Here is an 11,311-nt window from a genome sequence, read left to right on the forward strand (position 1 = left end):
CCCCCCCCCCCCCCCCCCCCCCCCCCCCCCCCCCCCCCCCCCCCCCCCCCCCCCCCCCCCCCCCGCTCCTACACGGTCATCATTTTCTTGGGGATGCCTGATGCCCAATGACCTGCAATCACTGAAGGACGAGCTGGCGCATTTCGGCGACGACAACGACGCCGCCATCCGCGCCGGTGCCGACGGTCTGCGCATGCTCAACATCACCCCGGATACCGGCGAGCTGCTCGCGGTGCTGGTGCGTTCGATGCAGGCGCGGCGGGTGCTGGAGATCGGCACTTCCAATGGCTATTCCACCTTGTGGCTGGCCGAGGCGGCCGCCGCGATCGATGGCCACGTCACCACGCTGGAATTTTCCGAGGCGAAGCTGGCGATGGCGCAGCGCAACTTCGCGCGCAGTGGCCTGGAATCGCGGATCACGCTGGTGCATGCCGATGCCGGCGCGTGGCTGGCGCAGGCGCCGGAGGCCGGCTTTGATCTGGTGTTTCTCGATTCGGACCGCAGCCGCTATCTCGACTGGTGGCCGGCGTTGCGGCGGGTGCTGAGGCCGGGTGGGTTGCTGGTGGTCGACAACGCCACCTCGCATGCCGCGCAGATGGCGCCGTTCGAGCAGGCGCTGCGTGCGGACGGTGATTTCACCTGCGCGCTGGTGCCGGTCGGCAAGGGCGAGTTGCTGGCGGTGCGTGCGGGCTAGCAATCCCACCGTCGTCGTCCCCGCGCAGGCGGGGACCCAGTGACTTGGTTTGTGGTGAAGCAACAGAAGCAAAGCCACTGGGCCCCCGCCTTCGCGGGGGCGACGTTGAGTCGTTTGCGCGACGTGGCTACGGACTCACTGCGCCGGCTTGGCCACCTTGGCGAAGAACTCGTAAATGCCGTCGTCGCTCATCTTGCGTGCGTTGGCCAGTTCGCCGGCCTTGGTGGTGTAGACCACCTTGCCCTGCGGCGAGACCACCACCGCGGCGGGAATGCCCTTCTGGATCGGGTCGCCGTAGGCCTGGCTGATGTCCAGGTTGTGGTCGAAGTTGCCGACATCGACCTTCACCACCTCGAAGTGCTGCGCGATCAGTGCGGCGTTCTTGTCGGTGTGCAGCGACTTGTCGAGCGCGCGACAGTCGCCGCACCAGTTGGCACCGAACACCAGCAGGGTCGGTTTGTGTGCCTGCTTGCCGGCGGCCAGTGCCTGCGTCACCTGGGCCTTGGCGTCGGCGTGGTCGTCGTAGGGAAGGTCGACGGCCTGGGCCAGCGGTGCCAGCGCCAGCAGGGAAATCAGCAGCAGCTTGTTCATGGGCATGCCTCGCGGTGGGGAAGCCATCGTCCGCGTGGTCGGCCGGGCGCGTCAATGTGCCGGGGGCGTGCCTGGCGGGAAACAGTGGCGTGTTGGTGTGGGCAATGGCACGGTGGGTGCCGGTGCTGGGCCTTTAAAGCCCCCAGAAGTGTCGCCATTCCCGCTTTCGCGGGAATGACGGGAAAAAAGCATCCGGAATCAGTGAAGAGCCCTGACCAGGCTCTTAAAGAGTTCTTAAAAGCCCGGGCGCAAGCTGACAGTCCGAGGGCGAATGCCGCCCGCAACGGAGCGCTCCGATGGTCCTGCGCAATCCCCCTGTTTCATCCCTGGCCGATGCAGCTGCGCGACGCCGCGCGGAGTGCGCGGCATGATCGCGCTGGCGGTGTCGACGCCCCATGTGCGAGCCGTTGCGGTGCCGGTGATGCCGTCGCTGCGCCGGGCGCTTTCCGGCGATGCACGCGCGCTATGGTCGCTGTGCCACGAGGCTGCGCCTGCGTCACCGCTCGCGGCGGAAATGCCATTGCCGCTGCGCGAGGCGTTGTTCGATACGCCTTGCCGGAGTTGGGCGTGGCTGGCCGAAATCGGCGGTGAAAAGCTCGGCGTGATCGTCGCCAGCGTCGGCCTGGCATTGCCGCAGGGCGGTTATTGCCTGACCGTGGATGCGGTGTATGTGCGGCCGGCCTGGCGCGGACGCGGTATCGGTAGCCGTCTGCAGGCGCACGCGCGGGCAATGGCGGCGGAAATGGGCTGCCAGCAGCTGCGTTTGAGCGACGGACGGGTATTGCCCACGGTCGTGCCCGAGCACGAGGCGCCGCCATGAAGCGTCCGCGCCGTCGTCGCTACATCGCCTTGTTCTCGCTTACCTGTCTTGTTGGAGTCTCCATGTTCCTGGTTCCCGGCCGTACCGCCGAATATCCCGACTCGCCGCAGTTCCGTGACGGTGAGTTCGTCAATCCGATCACGCCCAAGATGCCGCAGGGACGCGAGGGGCTGACGCTGTGGTGGAAATTCCTGACCGGCAAGCGCCCGACCACGCGGCCGGCGCTGCCGGTGCCGGTGCAGCCGCTGACCGCGCAGATGCTGGAAAACGCGCCGGACAACCGGCTGTACCGGCTCGGCCATTCCTCGGTGCTGGTCAAGCTCGATGGCGGCTGGTGGCTGATCGACCCGGTGTTCGGCGAGCGTGCCTCGCCGGTGTCCTGGGCCGGGCCGCGCCGTTTCCAGGCGCCGCCGATCGCGCTGGATCAGCTGCCACCGCTGCGCGGGGTGATCTTCTCGCACGATCATTACGACCACCTCGACAAGCGCACGGTGCGCGCGTTGGCCGATCGCGCCGATGTATTCCTGGCGCCGCTGGGCGTGGGCGAGCTGCTGGTGCGCTGGGGCGTGAAACCGGACCGGGTGGAACAGCTGGACTGGTGGCAGTCGTTGCGCGTCGGTGAGGTCGAACTGACCGCCACGCCGGCGCAGCATTTCTCCGGTCGCGGCCTGTTCGGGCGCAATCGCACGCTGTGGGCGTCGTGGGCGATCCGCGCGCCGGGCATGAACCTGTTCTTCAGCGGCGACAGCGGCTACTTCCCCGGCTTCGCCGAGATCGGCGAGCGGCTCGGGCCGTTCGATGTGACCTTGATCGAATGCGGCGCCTACGACCCGCTCTGGGCCGGCGTGCACATGCTGCCGGAGCAGACCGTGCAGGCGCATCTGGATGTGCGTGGACGCTGGTTGCTGCCGATCCACAACAGCACCTTCGATCTGGCCTTCCACGATTGGAACGAGCCGTTGGAGCGGGTGGTGGCCGCAGCACAGGCGCAGGGCGTGGCGATTTCCACGCCGCTGCTTGGGCAGGCGGTGGATGCGGCTTCGCCGCCGCCGGTGGAGCGTTGGTGGCGCGGTCCGGCGGAAGCGGACCGGTCGCCGTCATCGCTGGTGGTCAGTGCGGAGCCGGAGCCGGCAGAGGGAATGCCACGCTGATACCCAGGCCCTGGCCGCCGATGCCGTCGGCGGCGCGCAGGGTCGCGCCGTGGCGGCCGGCGATGCGGGTCACCAGCGACAGCCCGATCCCGCTGCCGCGTTCGCCATTGCCGTTGCTGCCGCGGAAGAAGCGCTCGAAGATGCGCTCGCGCTCGGTGGCGACCACGCCCGGGCCGTTGTCGCGCACGCACAGCTGCGAATAGCCATCGGCGACGTGGCAGTCGATCTCGATACGCGCGCCTTCGCCGGCATAGCGCACCGCGTTGTCGATCAGGTTGCGCACCAGGATGCCGAGGTCGTCCAGATTGCCGCGCACCGGGGTCTCGCTGGCGGTCACCGACAACACCTGGCGCCGGCGCGAGGCCATGCCCTCGAACTCGCGCGCGACCATCGTCACCACCTCGGCCAGCTCCACCGTGCTGTCGTCGCGGTTGCGCTGCGAGGCTTCCAGACGCGCCGAATCGAGCAACTGCTGGGCCAGTCGCGAGGTGCGCTCGATGCCGCCGGTCAGGCGCTGCAACGCGAGCTGCGCTTCGTCACGGGTGTCGGCGTGCATGGCCAGCTCGGCCTGGGTCAGCAACGCCGCCAGCGGGGTGCGGATCTCGTGTGCGGCGTCGGCCAGGAACTGGCGCTCGCTCTGCATCGCCTCGCCCAGGCGCGCGAGCAGGGCGTTGAAGGATTCCACCAGCGGCAGGATTTCGCGGGTGATGCCGTCGGTCGGCAGCGGGGTCAGGTCGAGCGATTCGCGCCGCGCCATGTCACCGCGCAGCCGATCGATCGGGCGCAGGCTCCAGTGCACCGCCAGCCAGGTCACCGCGACCAGCGCCAGCAGCGCGATCAGCGCGTAGAACAGCCCGGCGCCGGCCCAGTAGCGCAGCTCGGCCTGCACCTGCGATTGCGCCAATCCGGTCTGCACCTGCACCCGGCCTTCGGCATCGCTGACGGCGTACACCCGCCACTGGTCGTCGGTGCTGCGGCTATGGCCGAAGCCGGGCAGGAAATCCGCCTTCAGCGGCGTCGCCGGCGCGCGCTGCGAGGCGACCACTTGTTCGTGCCCGGTCAGCGTCCAGACCTGGAACTGCAGCTTGTCGAACTTCTGCATCGACACCACCGCCTGGTCCGACGGCAGCCGCAACCGGCTTGATTCGCCGATGCCGGCGATGTCGCGCGGCATCGACAGCAGAATCTGTTCGGCGACCTCGCGCAGCATCAGATCGCTTTGATGACTCTGCTGGCGCGACATCTGCACGTAGCTGCACGCCAGCCACGCCAGCCAGCCGAGCAGCAGCACCGCCATGATGGCCTTGAGCAGCTTGAGCTTGAGCGAGCGATGGCGCATGTCAGCCGATCCGGTAGCCGATGCCGTGGACGGTGGCGATGAACTCATCGCCGAGCTTGCGCCGCAGCTGGTGCACGTATACCGCGATGGTGTTGCTCTCGATGGTGCCGTCACCGCCGTAGACCAGGGTTTCCAGCATCTCGCGCGGGACCGTGCGGCCGCGTCGTTCCATCAGCGCCAGCAGCGTGCGGTACTCGTTGGTGCCGAGCCGGATCGGTTCACCGTCGCGGCTGACCGTGCGCGAGGCCGGGTCCACGCTGACATCGCGCCAGGACAGCTGCGGCGTCACCCGGCCCTGCGCACGGCGCACCAGCGCGCGCAGCCGCGCGCACAGCTCATCGCTCTGGAACGGCTTGACCAGATAGTCGTCGGCACCGGCATCCAGGCCGCTGACGCGGTCGCTGAGGCGGTCGCGCGCGGTGACGATCAATACCGGGGTGGCGTCGTAGCGCTGGCGCATCCCGCGCAGCACGTCCAGCCCGGAACCGTGCGGCAGGCCCAGGTCCAGCAGCACCGCGTCGTAGGCGTGATCGACCAGCGCCAGACGCGCGGCGGTGACGTCCTCGGCGCGATCGACCTGCCAGCCGTCACGGACCAGCGCGGCGGCGACCGCGTCGCCGAGCATGCGGTCGTCTTCGACGAGCAGGACCTGGGACAAGGCGTGAATCCGGGAGGCTTAGTAGCCGGGGATAGTAGGACGGAAGCTTTAAGGAGTTCTTAAACAGCCCGGTTTGTGCTGGCGGGTGGTCCTTGTGGGAGGGCCTTCATCGAGGGACTTTCCTGTGGGAGGGACTTCAGTCCCGACGCTTTCCCGGGAAAGCGTCGGGACTGAAGTCCCTCCCACAAAGGCCTCGCTCCGGCGGGCTGGACTTGTCGAACACGAACAGGGCCTTCGTAAATCACAGCGCGCGCGCCGATAATGCGCGGGTGAGCAATACCCCTGAATCCGTGCAGATCCTGCACCTCGACGATGCCCTGGCCGTGGTCGACAAGCCGGCCGGCCTGATGGTCCACGACAGCAAGCTGGCGCGCGGCGAGGACGATTTCCTCGCCGACCGGCTGCGCGAACAACTGGGCCGGCCGATCTTCCTGATCCACCGGCTCGACCGTGCCACCAGCGGCTGCCTGCTGCTGGCATTCGACCGCGACGCGGCCAGCGCGCTCGGCAAGGCCTTGATGGGCGGCGAGGTCGAGAAGGATTACCTGGCGGTGTGCCGCGGCTGGCCGGCCGAGGAGGCGTTCACGGTCGATCACGACCTGGACGGCGGCCCCGGCAAGCCCCAGAAGAAGCCGGCGATCACCCATTTCCAGCGGCTGGCGACCGGCGAATTGCCGGTGCCGTCGACGGGTTTCGAGACCTCGCGCTACGCGCTGCTGCGCTGCCAGCCGCAGACCGGGCGCTTCCGCCAGATCCGCCGCCACCTCAAGCACCTGTCGCATCACCTGATCGGCGATACCAGCCACGGCGACGGCCGCCATAACCGCACATTCCGCATGTTGGGCGTGCATCGCATGCTGCTGCACGCCGAGCGGCTGGCGTTCCCGCATCCGTCCGGTGGCCGCATCGAGGTGCGTGCGCCGGTGGATGCGGAGTTCGGTAAGGCCTGCGATCTGTTCGGTTGGAAGGTCTGAGCGCCCAAACCATTCGTCATCCCCGCGCAGGCGGGGATCCAGCGGCTTTCCTTGCCTGCACCGCTCAAGTCGCGGGGTCTCCGATCCCCGGCCCTCGCGCATGGCACTCGGGCGTTCGGGCGGGCGAGAGCCAATGGCTCGCTGGCGGCCCGCCCTCACCCCCGCCTGCGCGGGGATGACGGAGGGGGAAAGCTCCGCTCTGGGGCGTCGTGATTACTTCGCTTGCGCCGCCGGCGCCGGCTCGTTGGCGATCGCCTGCAGGTCCTTCTGCAGGTTGACGAACATTGGCTGCATCTTCTGCTGGATCGCCACCATCAGGTTCTGCATCAGCGCCGGGGTTTTGTCGAGCAGGCTCTGGCCGGCCGGGCTCTCGTAGAACTCGGCCATCGCCAGCACGTCCTCGCGCGAGAACGATTGCTTGTAGAGGTCCACGTACAGCGGCCGCATCTGCGACCACGACAGCGCCTGGCGCAGGGTTTCGCGGGTGCGTGCCTGGATCCGCTCCAGCTTGTCCTTCTGCTCGGCGCTGAGTGGGCGCTGCGCAGCCAGCTGCTCGAACTGCTGGCGCTGCATCGCCTCGATCTGCGGCAGCATCGTGTCGAGCATGTTCTGCGCACGCGAGGCCGACAGCAGCCGGTTGACGTCGGCGTCGCTGGGCGGGGCGGCCAGTGCCAGCGGCGCGGCGGCGGCCAGCGCGACGGTCAGGCACAGGCGCACGGCCAGGGCGCGCAGCGGGCGGAATCGGGACTTGGTCATCGGAGCATCCTGCGGAATGAGCGAGGCGGCAGGATAACGCCGCCGGCCGCGCGGCCCTATCGGGGAGTGGGCCCGGCCCGGTCCCGCGCCGGCCGGGACCGGAACTACGTCCTGACACCGAGGGCCGATACAATCGGCACATGGGGTACGCACCAATCCACATCGATGCCACCTTGGCGATTCCGGAGACGGAGATCGTCGAGCGCTTCGTGCGCGCGTCCGGCGCCGGTGGCCAGAACGTCAACAAGGTCGCCACCGCGGTCGAGCTGCGCTTCGACGTGGCCGGCTCGCCGTCGCTGCCCGAGCCGCTGCGCGCGCGCCTGCTGGCCCGGCGCGACCGCCGGCTCACCGACGAGGGCGTGCTGGTGATCGACGCACAGCGCTTCCGCACCCAGGACCGCAACCGCGAGGATGCGCGCGCACGCCTGGCCGAATTCATTGCCGGCAGCCTGTCGGTTCCCAAGCGACGGATCGCGACCAAGCCTTCCCGCGCCGCCAAAGCGCGCCGCCTCGACGCCAAGCGCGGGCGCGGTGACATCAAGCGCGGGCGTTCATCGCCCAACGTGGAGTGAAAGTGAGTCAGACCGTCCCGCCGTTGCCGCCCACGGCACCGCTTGACCCCCTGCAGCAGCCGATCCCGCCGAACATGCCGCTCGCGCATGGCCGGTTCGGGCGCTGGCTGGGCCGCACCGCGCTGCGCCTGACCGGCTGGAAGATCGTCGGGCGGCTGCCCGACCTGTCCAAGCTGGTGATGATCGTGGCGCCGCATTCGTCCAACTGGGACGGCTTCCTCGGCTTTGCGGCCAAGTTCGCGCTCGGCTTCGGGGTCAAGGTGCTGGGCAAGGCCAGCCTGTTCTGGTGGCCGCTGGGGCCGCTACTCAAGCGCCTGGGCGCGATCCCGATCGACCGCAGCCTGCCGCAGGGCACGGTCGGGCAGGCGATCCGGCTGATCCGCGGCTCCGACAAGCTGTGGTACGTGCTGACCCCGGAAGGCACCCGCAAGCGCGTGGAGCAGTGGAAGGCCGGCTTCTGGAAGATCGCCAAGCATGCCGGCGTGCCGATCCTGCCGGTGTATTTCGATTATCCGAGCAAGACCATCGGCCTCGGCGAGCCGTTCTGGCCGGGCGAGGACATGGAGGCGGACATCGCCGCGATCCGGGTCTGGTACCGGCCGCGCATGGGCAAGAATCGCGGCACTGTCTGAAGCATGAAAAAAACCGGCCCCAGGGCCGGTTTTTTTGTTGCGTCGACCGGGCTATTGGCGACTACCGCCGAAATCCAGGCTGTATTGCAGGTACATGCTGCGTCCCACCGAGTCGTACCAGGCGATGTCGTAGTACGGATAGGCGCTGTAGGTGGGGTCCTTCGGCGGCATCTTGTCGAACAGGTTGTCCACCGCCAGCGACAGCCGCGAGCGTGGGTTGATCCGGTACTGCAGCGAGGCGTTGTAGCGCCAGGTCGCGGGGATCCACGGGTTGTCGCCGCTGTCCGGGTCGTAGCTCTGGTCATAGGCGACGTAGCTGGGCAGCTTGCCCAGGCGCTGGCCGTAAAGCGTGGTGGTCCAGGCGCCACGCTCCCATGACAGCGTCACGCCGGTCTTGGTGCGCGGGATGTCGTAGCCGCTGTTGATCGCGAACTCGTCGATGGTTTCATCGCCGGCATAGACCTGGATGTCGTGCGTGTGCACCCAGGTGTGGCTGCCGCTCAGGCGGAACGTGCCGATCGCGGTGTCGAGCCGGTAGTGCAGGCTCAGGTCCAGGCCGTTGGTGCGTTCGCGCGCGATGTTGATCGGGTTGACGTACACGCCGTAGAGCGTGCCATCGCTCAGTCGTGTCACCCGCGCCAGTGCGTCCACGCAGGTCGGCGAAGCGGCGTCGAGGTCGCCCAATCGGCAATCGGCCTCGTTGCGCAGGATCGCGTCCACGCGCATGTCCTGCACCTGGTTGCGCATGTCGATGTCGAACCAGTCCAGCGACACGTCGAAGTTCGCGATTGGCGAATACACCACGCCGGCAGTCCACGAGGTGCTGGTTTCCGGTTTCAACTTCTTGTTGCCGGAGCGGCCGCGGATGATGTTTTCGTCGCCATAGCTGCAATCGCTGTAGCTCTCGTCCGGCTCCTCGCTGCGGCAGCGGTAGTAATCCACGCCCGAGGTTTCATCGTTGCCGGGACCGGCGAACACGTAATGCAGGTCGGGCGCGCGGAACGCGGTGCCGTAGGAGCCGCGCAGCAGCAGTGATTGCACCGGGCGCCATTCCACACCGGCGCTCCAGGTCGGTTTGTCGATGGTGCTGCCGGCGAAGCGGTACTGGTCGTAGCGGCCGGCCACGCTCAGGTTGAGCGTTTCCAGCACCGGCATGCGCAGCTCGCTGGCCACCGCCCAGCGGTTGCGGCTGCCGCGGCCGTCGGAGTCCTTCCAGCTGTAGTAGTAATACTGCGTCGCCAGCGGATCGGGATTGAGCTGGTAAGCCTGCTGGCCGACCTCGGCGGTGGCCGACAGGCCGGCCTCGCCGCCGGGCAGCTTGAACAGCGATGGATGGGTCGCGGTGAAGGCGAGCGTGTCGTTGCGCGATTTCGGGTGGTAGTCGCTGCGTGCGGTGATGCTGTCGTACTCGGCACGGCTCAGCGGCGTATACAGGCGGGTCGGATCGGCGTCGTGGATCTCGTAGCCGGAGTCCTCGTCGATGCCGAGCGATTCGCCGAGGAACAGCGCGTTGGCCTTGGCCGCGATCACCTGCGGCCAGCTGATCCGCGACTGGTACTGCGAGTGGCTCAGCGAGGCTTCCCAGTCCCAACTCTGGCCGAAGCTGCCGGCCAGGCCGGTGGTCAGGCTGAAGGTCTTCTGGGTGCTGCGGATCATGCCGTTGCCGAGTCCACCCATCTCCTCGGGCGAAAACTGACGCTGCCAGTACTCCACCTGGTCGGTGGCGTGGTTGTAGAAATAGCCTTCCTCGTTGCCGTCGGTGGCCTGGTAGCTCCACGACAGCACGTCGCGAAACAACGCGACCTTGTGATAACCCAGCTGCACGTCGGCAAACCAGCGGATGCCGTTGCCGAAGTCGTAGTTGAGCGAGGCGTAGCCGTTCAGGCCGCGGCGCTGACTGAGGATGGTGCCGTAGCCGATCGCGCGATCGCTGCCGCAGTAGTAGCCGGGGCCGTAGTCGTCGAGCGCGTCGTCCCATTCGCCGTAGCGCGGACGCGAGGCGTGGTAGGTGCTGCCCTTGTTGAGCGAGGCCAGCCCGGCGCAGGTGTCCGCGCCGGGATCGAGGTAGGTGTCGTAGTAGTCGGTGCGCAGGAATCCACGCCGGGCGATGCGGCCGCTGGCGACCGGCGAATCCTGGCTGGAATCCTGGATCGCGCGTTCGTATGCCCACAGCGGTTTCTGATACGTGAGTTCGGCGCCGAACACGCTGTCGAACGCGCCCCGGCTGAAACCGGTGGAGAGCGTGACGTCATAAGACTCGCCACCACCACGCCGGGTGTCGCCGTAACGCAGGTCGAGATGGGTGCCGTCGATCTTCTTCTTGAGGATGAAATTGACCACGCCGGCGATCGCATCCGAGCCGTACACCGCCGAGGCGCTGCCGGTCAGCACCTCGATGCGGTCGATCATCCCGAGCGGGATGTTGGACACATCGGTGAAGTTGCTGCGGCCCTTGAACGGCATCGGGAAGTCGGCGATGCGGCGGCCGTTGACCAGCACCAGCGTGTGGTTGGGGCCGAGTCCGCGCAGGTCCACCTGCTGCGCACCGGGCGAGAAATCCGCGCCGCTGGCCGATTGCTGGCTCTGGGTCTCACCGCCGTTCTGGGTCATCGCCTTGAGCACGTCCGGCACGCTGGTGAAGCCGCTGGCCTGGATCTGCTCGGAGGTGATCACCGCCACCGGCGCCGGGCCTTCCACCTGCGCGCGCGGGATGCGTGAGCCGGTGACCTGCAAGGTCTGCAGCTCGGTCGGTGCCGGTGCTTCGGTCGTGGCGGCGGCGGGTACCGGCACGGGCTTGGGCGGCGGTGGCGGCGTGCTGCTCTGGCGCACGATCAGCACCGCGCCGGAGGGATCGCGTTTTGCCGCCCAGCCGGTGCCGCGCAGCAACTGATCGAGCGCCTGCTGTGGATTGGCGGCGCCGTGGCTGCCGGAGGTGCGCACGCCCTTGAGCTGATCGGCGCGATAGACGAACTGGCTGCCGGTCTGGCGCGCCAGCGTATCCAGCGCGGTCGCCAGCTCGCCGGCCGGTACTTCCGTCACCGCCTGTGCCTGCGCGGCCAGCGCCGCCGAACAGGCAAGACCCAGCAGCACACCCCGGTATGCATTGCGCATCGTGTTTTCCCCT

11 protein-coding genes are annotated in these 11,311 nt (G+C 68.1%); 6 read left to right on the top strand and 5 right to left on the bottom strand.

Annotated features, from left to right (window positions below):
• Nucleotides 1-100 precede the first annotated feature (100 nt).
• Nucleotides 101-694, top strand: a complete 594-nt coding sequence (locus tag AC3WJE_RS18555; RefSeq protein ID WP_493732307.1) for an O-methyltransferase — start codon at nucleotides 101-103, stop codon at nucleotides 692-694.
• A 135-nt stretch (nucleotides 695-829) separates the two neighbouring features.
• Here the strand turns inward: AC3WJE_RS18555 and AC3WJE_RS18560 are convergent, their stop codons facing one another.
• Entirely contained in the window at nucleotides 830-1,285 is a 456-nt protein-coding gene (locus tag AC3WJE_RS18560; protein WP_493732308.1) for a thioredoxin family protein, read from the bottom strand.
• 367 nt (nucleotides 1,286-1,652) lie between these two features.
• Here AC3WJE_RS18560 and AC3WJE_RS18565 point away from each other — a divergent pair, with 367 nt between their 5' ends.
• Nucleotides 1,653-2,105 (top strand): GNAT family N-acetyltransferase, encoded by a 453-nt coding sequence (locus tag AC3WJE_RS18565; protein ID WP_493732309.1) that lies wholly within the window; start codon nucleotides 1,653-1,655, stop codon nucleotides 2,103-2,105.
• A 62-nt stretch (nucleotides 2,106-2,167) separates the two neighbouring features.
• Nucleotides 2,168-3,256: an MBL fold metallo-hydrolase gene (locus AC3WJE_RS18570; protein ID WP_493732340.1), complete on the top strand. Its 1,089-nt coding sequence runs from the start codon at nucleotides 2,168-2,170 to the stop codon at nucleotides 3,254-3,256.
• Here AC3WJE_RS18570 and AC3WJE_RS18575 read toward each other — a convergent pair.
• Together AC3WJE_RS18575 and AC3WJE_RS18580 are read right to left on the bottom strand one after the other, a co-directional pair.
• Nucleotides 3,216-4,595 carry a sensor histidine kinase gene (locus AC3WJE_RS18575; protein ID WP_493732310.1) on the bottom strand — a complete coding sequence of 460 codons (1,380 nt, stop codon included), beginning with the start codon at nucleotides 4,593-4,595 and terminating at the stop codon, nucleotides 3,216-3,218. The genes AC3WJE_RS18570 and AC3WJE_RS18575 overlap by 41 nt on opposite strands.
• 1 nt (nucleotide 4,596) lies before the next feature.
• Nucleotides 4,597-5,253: a response regulator transcription factor gene (locus AC3WJE_RS18580; RefSeq protein WP_493732311.1), complete on the bottom strand. Its 657-nt coding sequence runs from the start codon at nucleotides 5,251-5,253 to the stop codon at nucleotides 4,597-4,599.
• Nucleotides 5,254-5,522: 269 nt separating this feature from the next.
• Between AC3WJE_RS18580 and AC3WJE_RS18585 the strand changes: the two genes are divergently transcribed.
• Nucleotides 5,523-6,227: a pseudouridine synthase gene (locus AC3WJE_RS18585; RefSeq protein WP_493732312.1), complete on the top strand. Its 705-nt coding sequence runs from the start codon at nucleotides 5,523-5,525 to the stop codon at nucleotides 6,225-6,227.
• A gap of 213 nt (nucleotides 6,228-6,440) precedes the next feature.
• Here the strand turns inward: AC3WJE_RS18585 and AC3WJE_RS18590 are convergent, their stop codons facing one another.
• Nucleotides 6,441-6,983: a DUF2059 domain-containing protein gene (locus AC3WJE_RS18590; protein ID WP_493732313.1), complete on the bottom strand. Its 543-nt coding sequence runs from the start codon at nucleotides 6,981-6,983 to the stop codon at nucleotides 6,441-6,443.
• A gap of 140 nt (nucleotides 6,984-7,123) precedes the next feature.
• Between AC3WJE_RS18590 and arfB the strand changes: the two genes are divergently transcribed.
• Complete coding sequence (gene arfB, locus AC3WJE_RS18595; RefSeq protein ID WP_493732314.1) at nucleotides 7,124-7,555, top strand: alternative ribosome rescue aminoacyl-tRNA hydrolase ArfB; 432 nt, start codon at nucleotides 7,124-7,126, stop codon at nucleotides 7,553-7,555.
• A gap of 2 nt (nucleotides 7,556-7,557) precedes the next feature.
• Entirely contained in the window at nucleotides 7,558-8,187 is a 630-nt protein-coding gene (locus AC3WJE_RS18600) for a lysophospholipid acyltransferase family protein (protein WP_493732315.1), read from the top strand.
• A gap of 51 nt (nucleotides 8,188-8,238) precedes the next feature.
• On the opposite strand, the gene AC3WJE_RS18605 is transcribed toward AC3WJE_RS18600, so the two are convergent.
• Nucleotides 8,239-11,298 carry a TonB-dependent receptor domain-containing protein gene (locus AC3WJE_RS18605; protein WP_493732316.1) on the bottom strand — a complete coding sequence of 1,020 codons (3,060 nt, stop codon included), beginning with the start codon at nucleotides 11,296-11,298 and terminating at the stop codon, nucleotides 8,239-8,241.
• Between the last annotated feature and the right edge of the window lie 13 nt (nucleotides 11,299-11,311).

The sequence above is a fragment of the Pseudomonas sp. GW821-FHT07E12 genome (assembly GCF_058986605.1).

Coding starts and splice junctions, on each gene's coding strand:
- arfB (WP_493732314.1), top strand. CDS start 7,124: ATGGGGTACGCACCAATCCACATCGATGCCACCTTGGCGATTCCGGAG.
- AC3WJE_RS18560 (WP_493732308.1), bottom strand. CDS start 1,285: ATGAACAAGCTGCTGCTGATTTCCCTGCTGGCGCTGGCACCGCTGGCC.
- AC3WJE_RS18605 (WP_493732316.1), bottom strand. CDS start 11,298: ATGCGCAATGCATACCGGGGTGTGCTGCTGGGTCTTGCCTGTTCGGCG.
- AC3WJE_RS18555 (WP_493732307.1), top strand. CDS start 101: ATGCCCAATGACCTGCAATCACTGAAGGACGAGCTGGCGCATTTCGGC.
- AC3WJE_RS18565 (WP_493732309.1), top strand. CDS start 1,653: ATGATCGCGCTGGCGGTGTCGACGCCCCATGTGCGAGCCGTTGCGGTG.
- AC3WJE_RS18570 (WP_493732340.1), top strand. CDS start 2,168: ATGTTCCTGGTTCCCGGCCGTACCGCCGAATATCCCGACTCGCCGCAG.
- AC3WJE_RS18590 (WP_493732313.1), bottom strand. CDS start 6,983: ATGACCAAGTCCCGATTCCGCCCGCTGCGCGCCCTGGCCGTGCGCCTG.
- AC3WJE_RS18575 (WP_493732310.1), bottom strand. CDS start 4,595: ATGCGCCATCGCTCGCTCAAGCTCAAGCTGCTCAAGGCCATCATGGCG.